We start from the raw sequence: 21,398 nt of genomic DNA, 5'->3' as shown, positions 1-21,398 counted from the left end.
GTCCGTCAAAGGAGACGTCGAGCGTGACCACCACAGCACAGCCGTACCGCGAGGTAGTTGACGCCAACGGCCGGATATACCGGCTTGGCGAGACCGACATCGACATCATGGGTTGCAAGCGCAAGTGGATGGTCATCCTGCCGTGGATCGGCATGATGGGCATCAGTTCGGCCGAGTACGCGTTCGCCTCGGCCGAGGAGACGCTGCATATCGCGCACAGCTGGAGCAGCCTGCACATCTTCTGGATGCTCGGGGTGTGGGTGTTCTTCCAGGCCGCGGTGGCCTTCCCGGCCGGGAAACTGAGGGAGAGCGGCAAGCTGCCGGCTCGCTGGGCGATGATGCTCGGTGCGGTCGGCACGTTGATCGGGTACCTGTCGCTCGCGTACGCGCCGCACGTCGTCGTCGCGTACATCGGGTTCGGCGCGTTCTCCGGTATGGGTGCCGGCATGGTCTACGCAACCTGCGTGAACATGGTCGGCAAGTGGTATCCGGAACGGAAGGGCGGGAAGACCGGGTTCGTCAACGGCGGCTTCGCCTACGGTTCGGTGCCGTTCGTGTTCCTCTTCACCGGCTACATGGACCTGACGAACTTCAAGTGGGTCCTGGTCGCCGTCGGTCTGTTCCTGGCTGCGACGGTTGCGGTGTCGGGTTACTTCTTCCAGGACCCGCCGAAGAACTGGTGGCCCGCGGACGTCGACCCGCTGGCTCCGTCGAACGACCCGCGCGCCCAGCGCGCGCTCAAGATGAACCCGCCCGCGGTCCGGCAGTACACCCCGCGTGAGGCATGGCAGACCGGCCGTGTCGCGCTCATGTGGTTCTGCCTGCTCTGCACCTCCGGCGTGAACATCTTCGGCATCGCGTTCCAGGTGGAGATCGGGCAGGAAGCCGGGTTCGCGGGCGGGATCGTCGCAACGGCGATGTCGCTCAAGGCCATCGTCAACGGCACCGGGCGCGGTGTCATCGGCTGGCTGTCCGACAGGTACGGGCGCAAGCGGTGCTTGATCTTCGTCTGCATCGTCCTGGGGTTGTCGCAGTACGGCATCCTCTGGTCGGCGAACGAGAAGAGCCTGCTGTTCTTCCTGATCTTCTCCAGCATCTCCGGCTTCGGTGGTGGCGCGATCTTCCCGATGTTCGCGGCGATGACGGCGGACTACTTCGGCGAGAACAACAACGCCTCCAACTACGGCCTCGTCTACAGCTCCAAGCTGGTGTCCGGCCTCGCCGGCTCCGGTATGGGCGCCGTGGTGGTCGGCACGTGGGGCCACGCGGGTGCGTTCACGCTCGCCGGCTCGATCTCGCTCTTCGCAGCGTTCGTGGCGCTGTTCCTGACCCAGCCGGGTCGTCCCAAGTCGACAACCAGCACGGGCGACCCCGTGCCGATCGGCAAGGGCACGGACTCGTAGCAAGGAGGGTCCTGGGCAACTCCGGCCCGCGCAGCAGGTCGGAGTTGCTCAGGGCGTTCCTTGGGTCCGAGGGACTGCGGGGGCGCGGTGTGGTCGCGCCTCCGCAGTCCTCGTTTGTAGGGGAAGGACAGCCGTTGAGCATCGACGACATGGTGCGCCGCCACGACGCGATCGGTGATCGCCTCGCGGCGATGGCGCCGGGGTTGCCCGCCGTACCGGTCCTGCGTTCGGTCGTGGTGACCTGCATGGACACCCGGATCGACGTGCTGACGCTCTTCGGGCTCGAGCTCGGGGAGGTGCACGTCGTCCGCAACGCGGGCGGGGTCGTCACCGACGACGTCGTCCGCTCGCTGACGATCAGCCAGCGCAAGTTGGGCACCCGCAACGTCGTGCTGCTGCAGCACCTCGGCTGCGGCATGGCGAGCTTCACCGACGACGAGTTCACCGAGGAGCTGGCCGCGGAGGTCGGCATGCGCCCGCAGTGGCGCACGCACGCCTTCGCCGACCCGGTGGTGGACGTCCGCCGCGGGATGGCCCGCCTGCGGCACGACCCGTTCCTGCTGCCCGACACGGTGGTCCGCGGGTTCGTGCTCGACGCGGGGAGCTTCACGATCACCGAGGTGGAGAGCACACAGCCGTGATAGGCCGCGATTATCACCCCATCCAAAACCGTGCTTTGACCTGCGGTTCCTCGATTGCGAAAGTGCCAGCATGACCAGTGTCTCGCCGCACGTGCGCTCGCCGAAGGAGTGTGCGCTCGCCGCAGCGCGGGCCCACGACGGCGAGCGCGGTGCGCTGCTGCCGATCCTGCACGACATCCAGGCCGAGCTCGGCTACGTCGACCCCGAGGTCGTCCCGGTGCTCGCCGACGCCCTCAACCTCTCGATCGCCGAAGTGCACGGCGTCGTGACGTTCTACCGCGACTTCCGCAGCACCCCGCCGGGCCGCACCACCGTCCGGATCTGCCGCGCGGAGGCGTGCCAGTCGGTCGGCGCGGAAGCGCTCGTCGAGCACGCGAAGGCCGCGCTCGGCGTCGGCTTCGGGGAGACCACCGCCGACGGCGCGGTGACCCTGGACGAGGTGTTCTGCCTCGGCAACTGCGCGTTGGGGCCTGCGGTGCAGGTCGGCGACCGCTTGCACGGCCGGGTCGCACCCGCCCGATTCGACGCGCTGCTGGGAGATGCCCGATGAAGGTGTACGTCCCGCGCGACTCCGCGGCCCGCTCCGTGGGGGCCGACGAGGTCGCCGAGCGGATCGCCGCGATCGCCGGGCCCGGCGTCGAGATCGTCCGGACCGGCTCGCGCGGCATGCTCTGGCTCGAACCGCTGGTGGAGGTCGAGACCGCGGCCGGCCGGGTCGGGTACGGCCCCGTCGCGCCGGAGGAGGTCGACGGGCTGCTCGCCGCGGGCCTGCTCGACGGCACCGCGGCGGGCCTCGGGCTCGTCGAGGAGCTGCCGTGGATGCGCCGCCAGCAGCGGCTCACCTTCGAGCGCGTCGGGATCATCGACCCGCTCTCGGTGGACGACTACGAGTTGCACGGCGGCATGGCCGGGCTGCGCGCGGCGCTGACCCGGACGCCGGCCGAGGTCGTCGAGGAGGTCACCGCGTCGGGCCTGCGCGGCCGCGGCGGCGCGGGCTTCCCCACCGGCATCAAGTGGAAGACGGTGCTGGGCGCGGTCGCCGACGAGAAGTTCATCTGCTGCAACGCCGACGAGGGCGACAGCGGCACCTTCGCCGACCGCATGCTCATGGAGGGCGACCCGTTCACCCTGATCGAGGGCATGGTCATCGCGGGGTACGCGGTCGGGGCCACCGAGGGCTACATCTACGTGCGCTCGGAGTACCCCGACGCCGTCGCGACGCTGGAGGCCGCGCTCGAGCTCGCCTGGGGCAACGCGTGGCTGGGCGAGAACATCCTGGGGTCCGGCTACTCCTTCGACATCACGGTCCGGGTCGGCGCAGGCGCGTACATCTGCGGCGAGGAGACCTCCATGCTGGAGAGCCTCGAAGGCAAGCGCGGCACGGTCCGCGCCAAGCCGCCGATCCCCGCGTTCGAGGGCCTGTTCGGCAAGCCGACCGTGGTCAACAACGTGCTCTCGCTCGGCTCGGTGCCGTGGATCATGGCGAGGGGCGCGGCCGAGTACGCCGCGCTCGGCGTCGGCCGCTCGCGCGGCACGAGCGTGTTCCAGCTGGGCGGCAACATCGCTCGCGGCGGCATCCTGGAGACGGCCTTCGGGATCACGCTCGGCGAGCTGGTGGACGACTTCGGGGGTGGCGCCGCGTCGGGTCGGCCGGTGCGTGCGGTGCAGGTCGGCGGCCCGCTCGGGGCCTACCTCCCGGCATCGCAGTTCGAGCTGCCGATGGACTACGAGGCGTTCGCCGCGGCGGGCGCGATGCTCGGGCACGGCGGGATCGTCGTCTTCGACGACACCGTCGACATGAGCGCGATGGCCCGGTTCGCGATGGAGTTCTGCGCCGAGGAGTCGTGCGGGAAGTGCACGCCGTGCCGCGTGGGGGCGGTCCGCGGCGTGGAGACGATCGACCGGATCAGGGCGGGGCAGGACCGCAAGCTCAACCTCGTGCTGCTCGACGACCTGTGCGACCTGATGACCGACGGATCGCTGTGCGCGATGGGCGGGCTGACACCGATGCCGGTCCGCAGTGCGGTGAAGCATTTTGGAGAGGACTTCGGGGAATGAGCCTGCTCAAGGAACCCGACTACGGGACGCCGCAGCGCGAAGGCGCAGCGACCGTCGAGGTGACGATCGACGGGATGGCCGTCGCCGTCCCGCCCGGCACGTCCGTGATGCGCGCCGCCAAGCACGCCGGCGTCGACATCCCGAAGCTGTGCGCCACCGACAGCCTGGAGGCCTTCGGGTCGTGCCGGCTGTGCGTCGTCGAGATCGACGGGGCGCGCGGCACGCCGGCATCCTGCACGACCCCCGTCGCGCCGGGGATGGTGGTGCGCACGCAGACCGAGAAGGTCGCGAAGCTGCGCCGCGGTGTGATGGAGCTCTACATCTCCGACCACCCGCTCGACTGCCTCACCTGCTCCGCCAACGGCGACTGCGAGCTGCAGGACATGGCGGGCGTGACCGGGCTGCGCGAGGTGCGCTACGGCTCGGGCGTCGACGCCGGCGCGAACCACATGGACCTGCTGAAGGACACGTCCAACCCCTACTTCGACTTCGAGCCCTCCAAGTGCATCGCGTGTTCGCGCTGCGTGCGGGCGTGTGACGAGGTGCAGGGCACGCTCGCGCTGACGATCGAGGGCCGTGGCTTCGATTCAAAGGTCTCGCCCGGCGGTACGGACTTCCTCTCCTCGGAGTGCGTCTCCTGCGGCGCGTGCGTGCAGGCCTGCCCGACCGCGACGCTGCAGGAGAAGTCGGTCGTCGAGCTCGGCATGCCGACCCGCTCGGTGATCACCACCTGCGCGTACTGCGGTGTCGGCTGCTCGTTCAAGGCCGAGATGCGCGGCGACGAGCTGGTCCGGATGGTCCCGTACAAGGACGGCGGCGCGAACGAGGGCCACTCGTGCGTCAAGGGCCGGTTCGCGTTCGGCTACGCCTCGCACCCCGACCGCGTGATGAGCCCGATGGTCCGCGACTCGATCGCCGACGAGTGGCGCCAGGTCTCGTGGGAGGAGGCGATCGGGTTCACCGCGCGGCGGCTGCTGGAGATCCAGGCCGAGCACGGCACCGGCTCGATCGGCGCGATCACCTCGTCGCGGTGCACGAACGAAGAGGTCTACGTCGTCCAGAAGATGGTGCGCGCGGCGTTCGGCAACAACAACGTCGACACCTGCGCGCGGGTCTGCCACTCGCCGACCGGTTATGGGCTCAAGCAGACGTTCGGCACGTCGGCCGGCACGCAGGACTTCAAGTCGGTCGCGAAGGCCGACGTGATCATGGTGATCGGCGCCAACCCGACCGACGGCCACCCGGTGTTCGCGTCGCGGATGAAGCGGCGGCTGCGCCAGGGCGCCAAGCTGATCGTCGTCGACCCGCGGCGCATCGACCTCGTCCGCTCCCCGCACATCGAGGCCGATTTCCACCTGCAGCTCGCGCCGAGCACGAACGTTGCCGTCGTCAACGCGATGTCGCACGTGATCGTCACGGAAGGGCTGGCGGACCGGGCGTTCGTCGAGGAGCGCTGCGAGGGCTTCGAGGAGTGGGAGGCGTTCATCTCCCGCCCCGAGCACAGCCCGGAGGCGGTCGAGTCGATCACCGGCGTGCCGGCGGCCGACCTGCGCGCCGCGGCGCGGCTGTACGCGACGGCGCCGAACGGGGCGATCTACTACGGCCTCGGCGTCACCGAGCACAGCCAGGGCTCGACGATGGTCATGGGCATGGCGAACCTGTCGATGCTCACCGGCAACATCGGGCGCGACGGCGTCGGCGTCAACCCGCTGCGCGGCCAGAACAACGTGCAGGGCTCCTGCGACATGGGGTCGTTCCCGCACGAGCTGCCCGGCTACCGGCACGTCTCCGACGAGTCTGTCCGCGACATCTACAACGAGCTGTGGGGCGTGTCGCTCGACGACGAACCCGGCTTGCGCATCCCGAACATGTTCGATTCGGCGATCGACGGCTCCTTCCGGGCGCTGTTCGTGCAGGGTGAGGACATCGCGCAGTCCGACCCCAACACCAGCCACGTGCACGCGGCGCTCGCCGCCCTCGACCTGCTGGTCGTGCAGGACCTCTTCGTCAACGAGACGGCGAAGTTCGCGCACGTGCTGCTGCCCGGCACGTCGTTCCTGGAGAAGGACGGCACGTTCACCAACGCCGAGCGGCGGATCAACCGCGTGCGGCCGGTGATGGCGCCCAAGACCGGCAAGCAGGAGTGGCAGATCGTCGCCGAGATCGCCCAGGCGATGGGCTACCCGATGCACTACGACTCGGCCGCGCAGATCATGGACGAGATCGCCCTGACCACGCCGACGTTCGCCGGTGTCTCGTTCGGGTACTTGGACGAGGTGGGCAGTGTGCAGTGGCCGTGCAACGCCGCGGCGCCCGAGGGCACGCCGATCATGCACGCGGACGGGTTCGTGCGCGGCAAGGGCCGGTTCGTCGAGACCACCTACGTCCCGACGGCCGAGCGCAGCAACCGCAAGTTCCCGCTGATCCTCACCACCGGCCGGATCCTGTCGCAGTACAACGTCGGCGCCCAGACCCGGCGCACGGCGAACGTCGCCTGGCACCCCGAGGACGTGCTCGAACTGCACCCGCACGACGCCGAAGTGCGCGGCATCCACGACGGCGACATGGTCTCGCTCGCCAGCCGGGTCGGGCAGACCATGCTGCGGGCGCAGATCGCCGACCGGATGCCCGTGGGGGTCTGCTACACCACCTTCCACCACCCGGTGACCGGCGCGAACGTCGTCACGACCGACCAGTCCGACTGGGCGACCAACTGCCCGGAGTACAAGGTCACGGCCGTACAGGTGGCGATCGCGACGGCAAAGGCGGACGCTCGTAGTGAGCGTGGGGAGTTGGTGGCAGGTCAATGAGCAGTACGACGCTTCCGTCGTTCGTCCGGCTGGCGAACGACATCGCGGTGCAGTTCGCGCACCGACCGGTCGAGGAGGCCGCGTCGGAGATCGCCGGGCACGTGCGGGCGTTCTGGGACCCGCGGATGCGCCGCGACCTGTACGCCTTCGTGGAGCGTGGTGACGAGGGGCTGGAGCCCGCCGCCGTCCGAGCCGTCGAGATCCTGCGAGGTGCGTGATGGGGCGGCTGACGGCACGGCGTCCGGTGCTGCGGATCGGGCCTACGGGCTCGTCCAGCCGCCCCGACACGCTCGCCGTCGAGGAGCCCCTCGAACTGCGGGTCGACGGCACCGCGCTCGCGGTGACCATGCGCACGCCCGGCCACGACGTCGAGCTGGCGCACGGGTTCCTGCTCACCGAGGGTGTCGTCTCCGGGATCGCCGACGTGCAGAGCGCCCGCTACTGCGACTCCGTCGACGACAGCGGGCGCAACACCTACAACGTGCTCGACGTGCAGCTCGCACCCGGTGTCGCGCCACCGCAGGTCGGGGTGGAGCGCAACTTCTACACGACCTCGTCCTGCGGGGTGTGCGGCAAGGCGTCGCTCGACGCAGTGCGGTTGCGCACGCAGCACCCGCCGGCCGCCGACCCGCTCAAGGTTGCGTCCAGCTTGCTCGCCGAGCTGCCCGATCGGCTGCGCGCCGAGCAGAAGGTGTTCGACCGGACCGGCGGGCTGCACGCGGCGGGGCTCTTCACCGCCGACGGTGAGCCGCTGGTGGTCCGGGAGGACGTCGGGCGGCACAACGCGGTCGACAAGGTGTTCGGCTGGGCGCTGCTGAACGGGCGGGTGCCGGCCAAGGAGACCGTGCTGGTCGTGTCCGGACGGGCGTCGTTCGAGCTGGTGCAGAAGGCCGTGATGGCGGGTGCGCCGGTGCTCGCGGCCGTCTCCGCCCCGTCGTCGCTCGCGGCCGAGCTGGCCGACGAGTCCGGGCTGACGCTCGCCGGGTTCGTCCGGGGCGGCTCGATGAACGTCTACACCCACCCTCACCGGATCGGGTGAAGACACCCAGAGTTGGACGTCTCGGGCCGAATCGGGACACTGCACGCGTGACGGCACCTCCGCCCCCCGGTGGCAACCCCTACAACCCGCAACGAGGGCCGTACCCCGGGCAGCAACCGGGCCAGCAGCCGGTCCAACAGGGACAGTGGCCCGGGCAGCCGCAGCAATTGCCGCAGCCGCAGCCGCAGCAACCGGCGCCGGGATACGGGCAGCAGCCGCCGCCCGGCTACGGGCAGCCGCCACCCCAGCCGGGGTACGGCCAGCCGCAGCCGCAGCCGGGGTACGGGCCGCCGCCGCAATCCCAGCCGGGGTACGGCCAGCAGCAACCCCGGCCGGGGTACGGGCAGCCGCCGGCGGGGCTCGGCCACCCCGGGCCGGGGGTCGGCCAGGGGCCGCAGGGGCCGATCCGCCCGCGACTGCTCTGGATCCCCGTGCTCTGGGGCGTCTTCGTCGTGGCGCTCGTGATCGGGATCGTCGTCTTCGGCAACGGGCTGAGCAGCGCCGTCGGCGGGGCGGCGCCGACGACGACGTTCAAGAGCGGCGAGACCGCGCAGCTCAGCCTCGACCCCGTCGACAAGCCGGCGGTCTACATCTCCTCCGACGGCCCGGTCAGCATCGACTGCGAGATCGTCGGCGACTCGGCGAGCCAGGGTCTCAAGCTGGTCCAGGCGCCGGGTACGACGAGCCTCACGTCCGGCGGCCGCGAATGGGGCCTGGTGTTCCTCATCGACGTGCCGCGCAAGGGCCAGTACGAGCTCACGTGCGACGCTCCGGGCGCGCTGCTCGGCGTCGGCAAGGACCTGCCGGCCGGCGCCCTCGCCACCCCGATCCTGGTGCTCGTCCTGCTGCCCGGCGTGACCTTCGTCGCCGCGGTGGTGACGACGATCGTCGTGCTCGTGCGCCGCAGCGGCGCCAAGAAGGTGGCCTGGGGCTGACGCAAACTTCCCCACCGTTTTGGGCACATGCGCGCTTCTGGAGCGCGCATCCACCCAAAACGATGGGGACGTTCGACGTCGGGTGGAGCGAGCGCCCGAAACTTCCCCACCGTTTTGCCTACTTGCACACGCAAAACGGCGTGCAGGTTGGCAAAACGGTGGGGAAGTTCGGGTTACTGCTGCGGGACGTCGAGGAGGTAGTCGCCCGTGTCCTCGTCCCACTCCATGCCGATGAGGTCGCGGGCGCGGGCGGCCTTGGCGAACGACAGGAACGTGTTGAAGCCGTAGCGCTTCTCGCTGAAGCTGGGCTGCCGCTTGCGCAGCTGGTTCTTCAGCCCGCTGAGCTGCGGACGCGCGCCGCCGGTGGCCCGCAGCTGCGAGACGACGTCGACGAGCAATCGGAAGGCGTCGTCCTCGGCCGACTCGTCCTGCGGGAACGACACCTCCGGGTCGCCCTGCGCCGAGCCCTCGCCCAGCTGCACCACCCGCTGGCTCTCCAGGTTGCGCAGCAGCTCGCCGAAGCCGCGGAAGCCGAGGTCGGCCTCGTCGAACGTCGGGTCCTTGCGCAGGATCGCGCGCTTCAGCCGCGAGGCGAGCACCGGCCCGTCGGCGTGCCGGAGCAGCCCCGCCAACGTGCGCGTGACCATCGGCCCGACGTCGCCGTCGCCATCGGCCTTGGTGGCGACGGGTTCCGGCTCGGCCGCGGCCGGGACGTCGACCACCACCTCCGCGGGCGCGGCCGCGGGCTGCCGCGTGCGGCTCTTCGGCTTCTCGGGCCGTTTGGGCTCGACACCGGGCAGCCGGTCGTAGAACAGGAACTCGTCGCAGGCGGGCGGCAGCAGCGCCGACGTCGACGACTGCACGCCGATGCCGATCACCCGCTTGTCCAGCTCGCGCAGCTTGTGCACGAGCGGTGTGAAGTCGGAGTCGCCGGTGCCGATCGCGAACGTCGTGATGAAGCCGCGTTCGTAGGCCATCTCGATCGCGTCGACGGCCATCTTGATGTCGGCGGCGTTCTTCCGCGAGCCGCCGATGCGCTGCGGGATCTCGATCAGCTCGACCTGTGCGCGGGCGAGCAGCCTGCGGTCGTCGCCGAAGGCCGACCAGTCGGCGTACGCCCGCCGTGCCACCACCCGGCCGCGTTCGGCGAGCGCGTCGGCGACGGGTCCGAAGTCGAACGGGGTCACGCCCAGCCCGTCGCGCGCGCCGATCGCCAGGTTCTCGTAGTCGAGGAACAGGGCGATGCGCTCGTCGTCATTGGTCATGCGTGCTCTCCTGTCACCCGGCCTTGCCCGCCTTGCAACGCCCGTGGAACGGGCGTGCAATCGAGCCGCCGGACAGTTGTGCCGTCGCCGTTCGAGATCGAGGTGTCATGGTCCTCTACGACAAGCCGCCGGTGGAGATCGACCTTCCGCTGCGCAGCGGAATCGTCCACGCGCAGCGCTACGGCCCGCCCGACGCGCCGCTGACGCTGTGCGTGCACGGCCTCTCCGCGAACATGCACGCGCTCGACTTCATCGCGGAACGGATCGCCCGAGCCGACCGGCAGATCGTTTCGGTCGACCTGCGCGGGCGCGGATCGAGCGAGATCACCCCGCCCGGGACGTACGGCCTCGCCGCGCACGCCGAGGACGTGCTGGAGATCGCGACCGCGCTGGGCGCTGAGCGGTTCGACTACGTCGGCTGGTCGCTGGGCGGGCTCATCGGCGTCACGGCCGCGGGCCTGGCGCCGCACCGCGTGCGCTCGCTGTCGGTCGTGGATCACGCCAACCGGGAGGAGGAGCCGGCCTACCAGGCCGTCCGGGCCGGTCTGGGCAGGCTCGACGCGGTCGTCGACCGCCCGGAGCTCTACCTCGCTGCCGTCCGCGGCGCCGGCTCCGTCACGCCGTGGAACGAGTACTGGGACCGCGTCTACCGCTACGAGCTGCGGCCGGTGGGGGAGCGGTTCAGCCCGGTCACCGACCGGGACGCGTGCGTGGAGGACCTCGACCACCCCGACCGCCTCGCTGTGCCGTCGTACTGGCCGAAGATCACGATGCCGGCTGTGCTGGTGCGCGCGACGGTGCCGCTCGCCGGCGGCCTCGTCGTGCCCGAGCGCGACCGCGACGAGCTGCTCCGCGTGGCCCCCACCGTCGAGCTGGTGGAGCTGGACCGCAACCACTTCGGCGTGATGACCGACCCGAGAACGGCGGAAGCGATCAACCGCACCCTCGCGACGTAGCGTCGACAACGACGAAATGGCTGTTGTTAGCGCTCACAAACAGCCATAACGTCGTTGTCGACGGTCACTCCGGGTGCCAGCCGCCCGCGCCGGCCCAGCCGGCCGCGGCGAACTCGGCCTCCAGGTCGCGGGGCCAGCCCTGCACGCCCGGGCGGCGCTGCCAGGGCAGCGGGCCGTCGAGCGGGCGGTACTCGACACCGACCGCATCGAGCCGCGGCAGGTGGTGCTCGACGAGCCTGCGGCGGAAGTCCGCGAGGTCGCGGCGCTCCGGGGTCGTCCACACCGCCTCGGCGAACGCTGCGAGCCGGGGGAACGCGGCGAAGTCGACGCGTCGGCCCGAGTCGAGGTGTTCCGTCCACAGCTGGGCCTGCGCGCCGAGCACGCGGCCCGGGGCGCCGTCGGCCAGCGCCTCCTGCACCGGCGGCGGCTCGATGTCGAACCCGTAGACGTCGTCGACCGTGCGGACGAACCCGACCGGCACGGGCTCGTCGGGCCCGTCGCCGGCCCGGTGATCCAGGTAGACGAACTGCTCCGGCGCCAGCACGACGTCCCGGCCCGCCCGCATCGCGTCGGCGCCCTGCGCGACCCCGCGCCACGAGCAGACGACCGCGTCGGCCGGCAGCAGCGGGCCCGACGCCTCGTCCCACACGCTCGCGCGCCGCCCGCGCTCGGCGAGGTGGCGCGCCAGCTGAGCGACGAACCAGACGTGCAGCTCGTCGACGCCGCCGAGGCCCAGCTCCGCGGCCTGCGCTTCCAGCTCGGCGCTGCCGTGCCACGGCGTGGTCGGCACCTCGTCGCCGCCGAGGCAGATCACCGGCGAGTCGAAGATCTCCAGCACCTCGTCGAGCACCTCGGCGAAGAACGCGACCGTGGCCGGGGTCGGTCGCACGACACCGTCGCTGATGCCCCAGCTCTGCCGGACCTCGCGTGCCGCGCCGGGCATGCCCAGCTCCGGGTACGCCGCGATCGCGGCCTGGCAGTGGCCCGGCACGTCGATCTCGGGCACGACGGTGACCCCGCGGGCCGCCGCGTAGCGGACGATCTCGCGCAGGTCGTCCTGCGTGTAGAAGCCGCCGTGCGGGGTCTCGTCCACCCGCTCGGCGCGCCACGTCCCCACCCCGGAGCCGGTCCGCCACGCGCCGACCTGCGTGAGCAGCGGCTTCGAGCGGATCTCGATGCGCCAGCCCTGGTCGTCGGTCAGGTGCAGCTGCAGGACGTTCAGCTTGTGCGCCGCCGCGAGGTCGATCATGCGCAGCACGCCGTCCTTCGGCATGAAGTGGCGGCTCACGTCGAGCAGCAGGCCGCGCCACGAGCAGCGTGGTTCGTCATCGATCCGCACGGCGGGGACAGCCACTGCACCGGCGCCCGCCCTGCGGTACGCGGCCGGCCCCAGCAGCTGCCGCAACGTCTGCGCCGCGGCATGCGCGCCCGCGGCGTCAGCCGCGGTGACGGTGATGGTGCTGCCCTCGGCATCGACCGTGTAACCGCCGGCCGGCAGCTGCCCGTCCAGGACGAAGACCGTGCCCGTGCCCGTGCCCGTGCCTGTGCCAGTGCCAATGCCGGCCCCGACGCGGAGGTCCCACGTGACACCGAACGCGTCCTCGCAGGTCCGCCGCCACCACCGGGCGGCCGCGGTCAGCTCGGGGTCGCTCCAGACCGTCGCGTCGGCGCCGAGCACGACGTGGCCGTGGCGCGGCTCCACCTCGCGCGGCTGCGGGACGAGCCCGACGGCCGGGTGTGCAGTCATTCCGTGAACCCCCCACGTAGGTGTCTTGCGGCCCGGGTCGAGTATCGCCCGCTGCCGTCTTCGTGAAAGGTCGGTGAAGCGCCGGTGTGAGTTGCCTGCACCACACTCCTGGGTGTGGCCACGATGAGCACCTCACTGGAGCGGTCGCTGCGCAGCCTCGTGCGCGGCGGCGTCCACGCCCGCGGCGATGTCGGCTACGAGACGGCGTGCGCGCTGCACAACGGGGCGGCGCAAGGCGACCCCGCGGTCGTCGTGCGGCCGTGCGACGTCACCGACGTCCAGAACACGCTCCTGTTCGCCCGCTCCTCCGGGCTGGTGCCGAGCGTCCGCGGCGGCGGGCACGGTGTTGTCGGGCACGCGACCAAGGGCGACGTGGTGATCGACCTCTCCGGGATGCGCCGCGTGCAGGTGGACGCCGACGCGCGCACCGCCGTCGTGCAGGGCGGCGCGCTCTGGGGCGACGTCGACATCGCGACCCAGGTGCACGGCCTGGCCGTGCCGGGAGGGCGGATCAGCCACACCGGCGTCGGCGGCCTGACGCTCGGTGGCGGGGAGGGCTGGCTCTCGTGCCGGCACGGGCTCACGTCCGACAACCTGATCTCCGTCGACCTCGTGACGGCCGACGGGCGGGTGGTGGTCGCGAGCGCCGAGCGCAACCCCGAGCTGTTCTGGGCGCTGCGTGGCGGCGGGGGCAACTTCGGCGTGGCGACGTCGTTCACGTTCCGCGTGCACCCGATCGGGCCGCGGGTGCTCGGCGGGATGCTCGCCTTCCCGCTCGCGGCGGCGTCGCGGGTGTTCGAGCTGGTGGAGCAGCTCTTCGCCCGCGGTTCCGACGACTTCGCGGGAGCGGTCGGCTACAAGACCGCCCCACCGGCGCCGTTCGTGCCGGGGCATCTCGTCGGGCGGCCGATGCTCGTCGTGATCCCGGCCTGGTTCGGCGACGTCGAGGACGGCGAGCGGTTCATCGCGCCCTTGCGGGACCGCGTCGTCCCGCTGATCGACGCGGTCTCGCCGATGCCGTACACGATGCTGCAGTCGATGCTCGACCCCGGCAGCCCACGCGGGCTGCGCAACCGGTGGACGAGCGGGTTCGTCCCGTCCGTCATGCCCGGGCTCGTCGAGGCGATGGAGGACGCTGCGTGCGCGATGCCGAGCGCCTTCTCCCAGATCTTGCTGGTGAAGTTGCCGGAGGCGGTGCGCAGGATCCCCGACGACGCGACGGCGTTCCCGTCGCGGTCGGGTCGTTGGCTCGTGCATCCGGTGGGGGCGTGGTCGGACCCGGCCGGCGACGCCGCGGGCGAGGCGTGGGTCGCGGGGCTCGGCGCCGCGATCCGCGCGAGCGGTGAGACCGGCACCTACTTGAACGTCGATCAGGCCGGCGCCGACCGCATGCGGTGGGCGCTCGGCGAGCAGCGCTACCGGCGCCTACAGGAAGTGAAACGCACATGGGACCCCGGCGACACGTTCCGCCACTGCGCACATATCCCGCCCGCCTGACCCCGGACCTCCCCACCGTTTTGGGCACATGCGCGCCCGCAGAGCGCGCATCCGCCCAAAACGGTGGGGAAGTTTTCCGAGGTGCCGCCGTGTCCATCGGCGCTTCCGAGCGCACGTCATAGACTGGGCCGATCATGGGGACGTCGAGACGGTCCTACGGCGGGCGGACCGTGGAAGAGCGCCGGGCCGACCGGCGTGATCGCATGCTCGCCGCCGGGCTCGAGCTGTTCGGCACCGAGGGGCGCAACGGCACATCGATCGAGCGGGTGTGCCAGGTCGCGTCGGTGTCGATCCGCAACTTCTACGAGGAGTTCACCAGCCGCGACGCGCTGCTGGTCGAGGTGCACAAGCGGATCATGGAGGCCTCGACGCAGGCCGCGAACGCGGCGTGCGCCAGCGCGGGCGAGGTAACCCTCGAGGAGCGGCTGCGCATCAACTTCACCGTGGGTCTCGGGACGATCTTCGCCGATCCGCGTGCGGTGCGCGTCGCCTACACGGAGGTGCTCGGCGGCGGTTCCGAGGTGCAGGAGTACTGGCTGGCCTGGCGGGCGAACCTCGCCGGCGTCTTCCGGCGCTACCGGGCAGAAGAGGTCGAACGCGGCCGTGCCGAGGATGGCGACAGCACGATGCCGGCGCTGATGGCGGTCGGGGCGATCCACGAACTGGCGCACGCCGCGTCCCAACGGCCGAGCGAGGTGCCGCTGCGGGCACTCGTCGACGAGCTCGTCCGCTTCACACTCGCCGCCATCGGCGGGTCGGCCGCGGTAAGCCGCTGAGCAGCAACTGGTTGGAGTCAAATGTTTCGGGCGCGTCGTGATCGGTCGAGCGGACCCGATGCTGTTCACGCCGGTACACTCGATCGCGCGATGGACGGTGCTGAGCGGTCGTACGGCGGCCGAACCCCCAGTGAACGGCGGGCCGAACGGCGTGACCGGATCCTCGGCGCGGGCCTCGAACTGTTCGGCACCGAGGGATACCGCGCCACGTCGATCGAGAAGCTGTGCGCGGCAGCGGGTGTCTCGACCCGGAACTTCTACGAGGAGTTCTCCGGCCGCGACGCGCTGCTGATCGCCGTGCACGACAAGGTGATGACCGCGATCAGCGACGCATCGGCCGCCGCGTTCGAGGCCGAGCAGGATCGCCCGTCGAGCGAGGCCGCGGAGTCGGCGCTCACCGCATACATCTCGACCGCCTTCGCTGACCCGCGCTGGGCGCGGATCGCGTTCGTCGAGGTGCTGGGCGTCGGGCCGGCGGTCGAGGAGCACCGGTTGGCTTGGCGCGACAAGCGCTGCGCCGCCTTCCTCGCGATGGTCCGCCGGTTCGTCGAGCGCGGCGACGCCATCGACCGCGATTACGGCCTCACCGCGATCGCGTTCGTCGGAGCGTTCAACGAGCTCGTCTACGAGTGGGCGCTGCGCGGCTCGGACATGCCGATCGACACCGTCGTCGCCGAGTTGCGCCGCTTGCTGGGTGCTCTCGTCGCCTGATCGTTCTGCGCTGAATAAGGTGGGGGCGTGCGCACTCCCAAGCCACTCGTCGTGGCGCTGCTCGCTGTCGGGGCCGTTTCCGGTGCCGTGATCTGGTGGCTTCGGCGCAACTGGGTGGTGATCACCGTAGAGGGCCCGAGCATGGAGCCGACGTTCTACGCGGGCGACCGGGTCGCGGTGCGCCGCACACCCCGGTTCAAGGTCTCCACCGGCGACGTCGTGGTCACCCGCCAGGTCAACGGCCCTCCTGGACGGGAGCGGCCGGGCAGCCGCACCGTCGCCGGCAGCTGGATGATCAAGCGCGTCGGCGCCATGAGCGGCGAACCGGTGCCGGCCGGGATCCCCGTTCCCGACGAGGTGGTGCCGCCCGGGAAGCTCGTGCTGCTGGGCGACAACTCCAACGCCAGCTTCGACTCGCGGGTCAACGGCTACTTCCCGGAGGCGGATCTCCTCGGCGGGGTGGTCCGGAAGATGAGCCGGGCCTGAACCGGTCGGAACCGGCCTGATCGACGACGTTCGACAATCGCGTCGTAAGAAAACCACTGTTCGGTCAGATCCTTGACCGCTCGCCGAAACATCCGATCTACTGTGCCGCGCCGATGGGGGTTGTCGCAGGGGGTGCGATGAAGCGGATGTGGGCGTTGACGGCGTCGATCATGGCTGGATCGCTGGTCATGACCGCGTGCACGGTGGGAGAACCAGTCTCGCAGGCGCCGCCGGGCGTGGGCGAAACGGTCAAAATCAGCTTTTTGACGTTCGAAACGCCCAACCTGACACCCGATGTCTGGGACGCTTCGATCAAGCGGGCGCTTGATGCGAACCCTGGGATCCAGGTGGAGAAGCTGGTCGCGCCTACGCAGGACCGCACGACGTACGCGCAGCAGCTGCTGACGTCGGGGCAGTTCCCCGACGTGATGATCGCCGTCGCGCCGGGCGGCTTCGCCGAAGGCGGTCACCTGTACGCCTGGCAGCCCGACGAGCTCGCCGACTTCGTCTGCCCGCAGTGCGGTGCGATCGGCGGCAAGGTGTACCAGCTGCCGGCGAACACGCAGGCGATCCCGCTCGTCTACTACAACAAGGACCTCTTCGCGAAGGCCGGGATCACGGCCGCGCCGAAGACGTACCCCGAGCTGCTCGCCGCCGCGGAGAAGCTCAAGGCGGCAGGCATCACGCCGTTCGTCGTCGGGGGCGGGCACGACGCGCTCGGCCCGACGTGGAGCGCGCTGCTCGCCACCGACCTCTTCGCGAAGAACCGCACGTGGATGGCCGATCGGCGCAGCGGCAAGGTCGCCTTCACCGATCCCGGGTTCATCAGCAGCGCGACCAAACTGGCCGATCTGGCCGCCAAGGGCTACATCGACAAGTCGCAGCTCTCGCTCGACTACACGGCCGCCCAGCAGGCGTTCCTCGCGGGCAAGGGCGCGATGTACGCGATGGGCAACTGGTTCGCGTCGGCGGCCGACAGCCCGTCGACCAAGCCGGCGTTCGGCATCGGGCAGTTCTTCTGGCCCTCCGACGACGGCACGCTCGTCGCACCCGGGTTCACCGGCGGCGGGCTGCTGGTCAACGCGAACTCGCCGAACATCGAGGCGGCCAAGAAGTTCGCGCTCTCGTTCCAGCTCGACAAGGCCAACCTCGACGCGTCGGTCAAGAACGACGGCCTGATCCCCGCGATCAAGGGCTACGCACCGCCCGCCGACGCCGGGCCGGCGTTCCAGGAGGGCTACGAGCTGTGGCAGGAGGCCGTCGCGAAGGACGCTGTCGTCGAGTCGTTCGGCTTCGCGGTCGGTGACGCGGGGATGCCACCGGGTGTCGTGCCCGACTGGGACTCCTCGGCGCAGGACCTCGTGAGCGGCGGCAAGACTCCGGCCGAGGTGGCGGCGTTCCTCGACGACGAGTGGAAGAAGGAATCCTGACCGGGCGTCGGATCTGGCACTTCGCGACGTTCGCAGGACCGGGGCTGCTTGCGTACGGCTGCTTCGTGCTCGCGCCGATCGTGCTGAGCGTCGGGTACAGCCTCACCAACTACAACCCGCTGCGGCCGTCGACGCGGTTCGTCGGGTTCGAGAACTACGCGGCGCTCGTGACGGACCAGCAGTTCCTGGCGTCGCTGCGCGTCACCACGATCATGACGCTGATCGTGGTGATCGTCCCGAACGTCGTGGGGCTCGCGGTGGCGGTGATGCTGGACCGGCGCGGCGCGCTGTACAACGCGCTGCGCAGCGTCTTCTTCACGCCGATGGTGCTCAGCTCGGTGGTCGTCAGCGTGATCTGGACACGGTTGCTCGCGAGCGATGGGCTGGTCAACCAGGTGCTCGGTTGGTTCGGGGTGACCGAACCGCCGGGCTGGCTCTCCGACCCGAACCTCGCGCTGTACTCGCTGTCGAGCGTCATCTGCTGGCAGATGCTCGGGTTCTGCGTCGTCGTCTACCTGGCCGGCCTCCAAGGGGTGCCGCAGGAGCTGCAGGAGGCGGCGGCCATCGACGGGGCCGGGCCGCTGCTGCGCTTCCGCGAGGTGACGTGGCCGCTGCTCGCCCCGGCGCTGACGATCAACACCGTGGTGCTGCTGATCTCCGCCTTCAAGATCTTCGACCACGTGCAGGTGATCACGAACGGCGGGCCGGGCACCGGGACGACGGCGACGGTGGCGTTCACCGTCCTGCAGACCGGGTTCGTGGCGAACCGGCAGGGCTACGCCTCGGCGATGGCGATCGTGATGCTGGTGATCATCGCCGTGGCGTCGGCGCTGGTCCTGAAAGTGCTGCAACGCCGGGAGGTGCAGCTGTGAGGGGCTGGGCTGTGCACGGCAGGGACGGCACCGTGCTGCGGCCGCTCGTCGCGCTCGTCGTCAGCGCGGTGTTCTTCGTGCCGCTGTACTTCGTGCTGGTCAACGTTTTCAAGCCGGGCCCGGAGATCGCGTCGAACCCGGCGGCCTTCCCGCTCCCGCCGACGCTGGACAACATCGTTGCGCTGCTCACCCGCTCCGACCGGTTGTTCTGGGCGAGCCTGGTCAACAGCGTCCTGGTGACCGCGCTGTCGGTGGTCGTGCTGATCGTGTTCTCGGCGATGCTCGGCCACTACGTCGCCCGCAGCCGTTCGGGATGGGTGCGCTGGCTGACGCTCGTGCTGCTCTCGGGGCTGATGATCCCGCCACAGGTGATCCTGCTGCCGATCACGCGGGTGCTGCGGCTGTTCGACCTGATGGCGACGATGCAGGGGCTGATCCTGTTCAACGTCGGGTACTACGTGCCGTTCGGGGTGTTCGTGTTCACGGGGTTCCTCCGGCAGGTGCCTCGCGAGCTGGAGGAGGCCGCTGCGATCGACGGCGCCAGCCGGATGCAGATCTTCTGGAAGATCGTGTTCCCGCTCCTGCGGCCCGCGTCGGCCAGTGTGATGATCTTCCTCGGCGTCTGGATCTGGAACGACTTCCTGAACCCGCTGATCATCCTCGGGCCGGGCAAGGGCACCACGATCACCACGGGGATCTACCGTGCGATCGGGCAGTACCAGGCCGACTTCGGCCAGGTCTTCGCGCTGATGTTCATGGCGACGCTGCCCGTGCTGATCTTCTACCTGCTCCTGCAGAAGGACTTCGTCAAAGGCCTCACCGGCGGCGCGACCAAAGGCTGAAGTTCCCCACCGTTTTGCCAACTTGCACACCCCGCAGGGTCTGTAGGTTGGCAAAACGGTGGGGAGGTTCGTCAGGTGGCGGCGCGGGCCTCTTCGAGGCCCTTCACGGCGAGGCGGTCGGCGCGCTCGTTCTCCGGGTGCCCGGCGTGGCCCTTGACCCACAGCCACTCGACGGAATGGCGCGCGGCGGCGGTGTCGAGGCGTTGCCACAGGTCGGCGTTCTTGACGGGGGTCTTCGCCGAGGTCGTCCAGCCGTTGGCCTTCCACCGCGGCAGCCAGCTGAGGATGCCGTTGCGGACGTAGGTGCTGTCGGTGTAGAGCCGCACGGTGACCGGCCGCTTCAGGCTCTCGAGCGCCATGATCGGCGCGGTCAGCTCCATGCGGTTGTTCGTCGTCGAGGTGGCCTCGCCGCCGCAGATCTCCTTCTCGACGGTGCCGTAGCGCAGCACCGCGCCCCAGCCGCCAGGGCCGGGGTTGCCGCTGCAGGCCCCGTCGGTGTAGATCTCGACGACCCGCTCTTCCTGCGACACGCGGGGCAGCCTATCGACCGGCGAGCAGGTCCCTCGTGCGTGCCAGTGTCTCGCGCAGGTTCTCCTCCGCCGTCAGCTCGATCGCCTCGGCGAACCCCAGCCAGCGCAGCGGCGCGTCGGATCGTTCCGGGGAAGCCGAGTCGGGCATCCCGGTCGCGAGGACGAAACGCAGGTCGGCGTGCTCGTGCGCGGCCTCGTTGCCCTTCGCCGGGACGGGGACGATCACGACGTGCCGCAGCTCGGCGTCCGGCCACGGCTCGAGGTCGGCCAGCCCGGTCTCCTCCCAGCCCTCGCGCAGCGCGACGGCGATCGGGGCGGTCTCGCCGGGATCGCCGTGCCCGCCCACCTGCAGCCAGGCGTTCTGGCGGGCGTGCCAGCGCAGCAGCACCCGTTCGCTCGGCGGGTGCACGATCAGCGCCGACGCCGTGACGTGCAGCGGGATCTCGCGAGTCCACGGGTCGGAGGTGCTGGTGAGGAGCGTCCTGACCCGCTCGACGTCGGCGGCCTCCACCTCGCCGCGCGTGGTGTAGGAGTCGAGGAGCGAGCTGATGGTCACCGTTGCATTCTGGCCCTCGTACCGGCCGCGACGATCATCGGCATCGCGACGAACAGCCGGTCGCGGCCTGCTCGGTCGTACTGGTCGGCGAGCCACCGCTCGACCTCCTGTGGCGTGACCGCACCCGCCCGGGCGGCGGATCCGGCCACGGCGGCCAGCGCCGGCAGCGCGTGCTCGGGGGTGGTGAGGACGGTGGCGTGGATCTCGCAGGTGACCTCCCGGAAGTCGGCGTCCAGCAGCCGGTTCCGGTAGGCGCGCCCCGCGCGCGGGTTCGGCAGGGTGTCGGCGTTGGCCGCGATGATCCGCCGGGTCAGCGCCGGATCGTCGGCATCGACCGCAGTGAAGTCCCAGTCCTGCCCGACCAGCACGATCCGGCCCCCGGGCCGCAGCACGCGCCGCGCCTCCGCCAGCGCGTCGGCGGGGTCGGCGAGCGAGTGGAGCAGCTTCTCCGCCCGGTAGCCGTCGACCGACCCGTCGGGGAAAGGCAGCCGCTCGGCCGGTGCTTCGACGAACGTGCCGGCCGGTTCGAGGGCCCGGGCCGCCGCGACGACGTCGGGATCGATGTCGACCCCGACGGCGTCGACACCGCGGGCGGTCAGCTCCCCGACAGCCGTCCCACCTCCGCAGCCGACGTCGACCACCCGGCAGCGCGGCGCGGCGGCCAGCAGGTGGTACGAGCGTTTGCGCAGCTGCACGAAGAACGGGTCGCGGTCGAGAGAACGCAGGCGCTCGACGAACTCGGCGGTGGAGGTGACCATGCCGCCGAAGGTGCCACTTCAGGTGAACCTGAAGTCAAGCGTGCGCGTTGACAACGACGTTCTGGCGGTTGTTAGCGCTCACAAAC

General features: G+C 70.6%; 22 protein-coding genes. 16 read left to right on the top strand and 6 right to left on the bottom strand.

Features of this window, described 5'->3' with window-relative positions:
- The first annotated feature begins 23 nt into the window (after positions 1-23).
- From LL648_RS23725 to LL648_RS23690, 8 genes are all read left to right on the top strand, one after another.
- Positions 24-1,403 carry an OFA family MFS transporter gene (locus LL648_RS23725; RefSeq protein WP_232664896.1) on the top strand — a complete coding sequence of 460 codons (1,380 nt, stop codon included), beginning with the start codon at positions 24-26 and terminating at the stop codon, positions 1,401-1,403.
- Positions 1,404-1,537: 134 nt separating this feature from the next.
- Entirely contained in the window at positions 1,538-2,044 is a 507-nt protein-coding gene (locus tag LL648_RS23720) for a beta-class carbonic anhydrase (protein WP_232664895.1), read from the top strand.
- A gap of 70 nt (positions 2,045-2,114) precedes the next feature.
- The gene (locus LL648_RS23715; protein WP_232664894.1) at positions 2,115-2,594 is read left to right on the top strand and encodes a formate dehydrogenase subunit gamma; all 480 of its coding nucleotides are present in this window, start codon (positions 2,115-2,117) and stop codon (positions 2,592-2,594) included.
- Positions 2,591-4,102 (top strand): formate dehydrogenase beta subunit, encoded by a 1,512-nt coding sequence (locus LL648_RS23710; protein WP_232664893.1) that lies wholly within the window; start codon positions 2,591-2,593, stop codon positions 4,100-4,102. The genes LL648_RS23715 and LL648_RS23710 overlap by 4 nt, the downstream gene beginning before the upstream one ends.
- Complete coding sequence (fdhF, locus tag LL648_RS23705; protein ID WP_232664892.1) at positions 4,099-6,912, top strand: formate dehydrogenase subunit alpha; 2,814 nt, start codon at positions 4,099-4,101, stop codon at positions 6,910-6,912. Before LL648_RS23710 ends, fdhF begins: the two co-directional genes overlap by 4 nt.
- Entirely contained in the window at positions 6,909-7,130 is a 222-nt protein-coding gene (locus tag LL648_RS23700; RefSeq protein WP_232664891.1) for a formate dehydrogenase subunit delta, read from the top strand. The genes fdhF and LL648_RS23700 overlap by 4 nt, the downstream gene beginning before the upstream one ends.
- Positions 7,130-7,951 carry a formate dehydrogenase accessory sulfurtransferase FdhD gene (fdhD, locus tag LL648_RS23695; RefSeq protein ID WP_232664890.1) on the top strand — a complete coding sequence of 274 codons (822 nt, stop codon included), beginning with the start codon at positions 7,130-7,132 and terminating at the stop codon, positions 7,949-7,951. Before LL648_RS23700 ends, fdhD begins: the two co-directional genes overlap by 1 nt.
- Before the next feature lie 47 nt (positions 7,952-7,998).
- Entirely contained in the window at positions 7,999-8,886 is an 888-nt protein-coding gene (locus LL648_RS23690) for a hypothetical protein (RefSeq protein WP_232664889.1), read from the top strand.
- A gap of 173 nt (positions 8,887-9,059) precedes the next feature.
- Here the strand turns inward: LL648_RS23690 and LL648_RS23685 are convergent, their stop codons facing one another.
- A complete protein-coding gene (locus tag LL648_RS23685; RefSeq protein WP_232664888.1) occupies positions 9,060-10,151 on the bottom strand; it encodes a PIN domain-containing protein in 1,092 nt (363 codons plus the stop codon).
- 107 nt (positions 10,152-10,258) lie between these two features.
- On the opposite strand from LL648_RS23685, the gene LL648_RS23680 reads away from it, so the two are divergent.
- Positions 10,259-11,107: an alpha/beta fold hydrolase gene (locus LL648_RS23680; RefSeq protein ID WP_232664887.1), complete on the top strand. Its 849-nt coding sequence runs from the start codon at positions 10,259-10,261 to the stop codon at positions 11,105-11,107.
- Positions 11,108-11,171: 64 nt separating this feature from the next.
- Here the strand turns inward: LL648_RS23680 and LL648_RS23670 are convergent, their stop codons facing one another.
- Positions 11,172-12,854: a beta-N-acetylhexosaminidase gene (locus LL648_RS23670; protein WP_305080794.1), complete on the bottom strand. Its 1,683-nt coding sequence runs from the start codon at positions 12,852-12,854 to the stop codon at positions 11,172-11,174.
- A gap of 123 nt (positions 12,855-12,977) precedes the next feature.
- Here LL648_RS23670 and LL648_RS23665 point away from each other — a divergent pair, with 123 nt between their 5' ends.
- The 4 genes from LL648_RS23665 (at position 12,978) to LL648_RS23650 (ending at position 16,324) form a co-directional block, all read left to right on the top strand.
- Positions 12,978-14,351, top strand: coding sequence for an FAD-binding oxidoreductase (locus LL648_RS23665; RefSeq protein ID WP_232664886.1), 1,374 nt, complete (start codon positions 12,978-12,980; stop codon positions 14,349-14,351).
- A gap of 134 nt (positions 14,352-14,485) precedes the next feature.
- Positions 14,486-15,127, top strand: a complete 642-nt coding sequence (locus tag LL648_RS23660; RefSeq protein WP_232664885.1) for a TetR/AcrR family transcriptional regulator — start codon at positions 14,486-14,488, stop codon at positions 15,125-15,127.
- A gap of 90 nt (positions 15,128-15,217) precedes the next feature.
- Entirely contained in the window at positions 15,218-15,838 is a 621-nt protein-coding gene (locus LL648_RS23655) for a TetR/AcrR family transcriptional regulator (RefSeq protein WP_232664884.1), read from the top strand.
- A 27-nt stretch (positions 15,839-15,865) separates the two neighbouring features.
- Positions 15,866-16,324: a S26 family signal peptidase gene (locus LL648_RS23650; RefSeq protein ID WP_232664883.1), complete on the top strand. Its 459-nt coding sequence runs from the start codon at positions 15,866-15,868 to the stop codon at positions 16,322-16,324.
- Positions 16,325-16,421: 97 nt separating this feature from the next.
- Here LL648_RS23650 and LL648_RS45345 read toward each other — a convergent pair whose 3' ends face one another.
- Positions 16,422-16,607 carry a hypothetical protein gene (locus tag LL648_RS45345; RefSeq protein WP_232664882.1) on the bottom strand — a complete coding sequence of 62 codons (186 nt, stop codon included), beginning with the start codon at positions 16,605-16,607 and terminating at the stop codon, positions 16,422-16,424.
- On the opposite strand from LL648_RS45345, the gene LL648_RS23640 reads away from it, so the two are divergent.
- Genes LL648_RS23640 through LL648_RS23630 form a run of 3 tightly spaced genes read left to right on the top strand, consistent with a single transcriptional unit; the run spans position 16,528 to position 19,468 of the window.
- Positions 16,528-17,754, top strand: coding sequence for an extracellular solute-binding protein (locus LL648_RS23640; RefSeq protein ID WP_308190389.1), 1,227 nt, complete (start codon positions 16,528-16,530; stop codon positions 17,752-17,754). The two genes, LL648_RS45345 and LL648_RS23640, sit on opposite strands and share 80 nt — an antisense overlap.
- A complete protein-coding gene (locus LL648_RS23635; RefSeq protein WP_232664880.1) occupies positions 17,736-18,626 on the top strand; it encodes a carbohydrate ABC transporter permease in 891 nt (296 codons plus the stop codon). The genes LL648_RS23640 and LL648_RS23635 overlap by 19 nt, the downstream gene beginning before the upstream one ends.
- Positions 18,623-19,468 (top strand): carbohydrate ABC transporter permease, encoded by an 846-nt coding sequence (locus LL648_RS23630; protein WP_232664879.1) that lies wholly within the window; start codon positions 18,623-18,625, stop codon positions 19,466-19,468. The genes LL648_RS23635 and LL648_RS23630 overlap by 4 nt, the downstream gene beginning before the upstream one ends.
- A 71-nt stretch (positions 19,469-19,539) precedes the next feature.
- Here LL648_RS23630 and rnhA read toward each other — a convergent pair whose 3' ends face one another.
- Genes rnhA through LL648_RS23615 form a run of 3 tightly spaced genes read right to left on the bottom strand, consistent with a single transcriptional unit; the run spans position 19,540 to position 21,312 of the window.
- On the bottom strand, positions 19,540-19,998 hold the full coding sequence (gene rnhA / locus LL648_RS23625) for a ribonuclease HI (protein ID WP_232664878.1): 459 nt from the start codon (positions 19,996-19,998) through the stop codon (positions 19,540-19,542).
- A gap of 10 nt (positions 19,999-20,008) precedes the next feature.
- Entirely contained in the window at positions 20,009-20,554 is a 546-nt protein-coding gene (locus LL648_RS23620) for an NUDIX hydrolase (RefSeq protein ID WP_232664877.1), read from the bottom strand.
- On the bottom strand, positions 20,551-21,312 hold the full coding sequence (locus tag LL648_RS23615; RefSeq protein WP_232664876.1) for a methyltransferase domain-containing protein: 762 nt from the start codon (positions 21,310-21,312) through the stop codon (positions 20,551-20,553). The genes LL648_RS23620 and LL648_RS23615 overlap by 4 nt, the downstream gene beginning before the upstream one ends.
- Between the last annotated feature and the right edge of the window lie 86 nt (positions 21,313-21,398).

It is taken from the genome of Pseudonocardia sp. TRM90224, assembly GCF_021245725.1.
Lineage (GTDB): Bacteria > Actinomycetota > Actinomycetes > Mycobacteriales > Pseudonocardiaceae > Pseudonocardia.
Note: the sequence above shows the minus strand (reverse complement) of the source record. Positions and strands in the feature narration are given on the sequence as shown.

Coding starts and splice junctions, on each gene's coding strand:
- LL648_RS23715 (WP_232664894.1), top strand. CDS start 2,115: ATGACCAGTGTCTCGCCGCACGTGCGCTCGCCGAAGGAGTGTGCGCTC.
- LL648_RS23710 (WP_232664893.1), top strand. CDS start 2,591: ATGAAGGTGTACGTCCCGCGCGACTCCGCGGCCCGCTCCGTGGGGGCC.
- fdhF (WP_232664892.1), top strand. CDS start 4,099: ATGAGCCTGCTCAAGGAACCCGACTACGGGACGCCGCAGCGCGAAGGC.
- LL648_RS23700 (WP_232664891.1), top strand. CDS start 6,909: ATGAGCAGTACGACGCTTCCGTCGTTCGTCCGGCTGGCGAACGACATC.
- fdhD (WP_232664890.1), top strand. CDS start 7,130: ATGGGGCGGCTGACGGCACGGCGTCCGGTGCTGCGGATCGGGCCTACG.
- LL648_RS23685 (WP_232664888.1), bottom strand. CDS start 10,151: ATGACCAATGACGACGAGCGCATCGCCCTGTTCCTCGACTACGAGAAC.
- LL648_RS23680 (WP_232664887.1), top strand. CDS start 10,259: ATGGTCCTCTACGACAAGCCGCCGGTGGAGATCGACCTTCCGCTGCGC.
- LL648_RS23670 (WP_305080794.1), bottom strand. CDS start 12,854: ATGACTGCACACCCGGCCGTCGGGCTCGTCCCGCAGCCGCGCGAGGTG.
- LL648_RS23665 (WP_232664886.1), top strand. CDS start 12,978: ATGAGCACCTCACTGGAGCGGTCGCTGCGCAGCCTCGTGCGCGGCGGC.
- LL648_RS23660 (WP_232664885.1), top strand. CDS start 14,486: ATGGGGACGTCGAGACGGTCCTACGGCGGGCGGACCGTGGAAGAGCGC.
- LL648_RS23655 (WP_232664884.1), top strand. CDS start 15,218: ATGGACGGTGCTGAGCGGTCGTACGGCGGCCGAACCCCCAGTGAACGG.
- LL648_RS23615 (WP_232664876.1), bottom strand. CDS start 21,312: ATGGTCACCTCCACCGCCGAGTTCGTCGAGCGCCTGCGTTCTCTCGAC.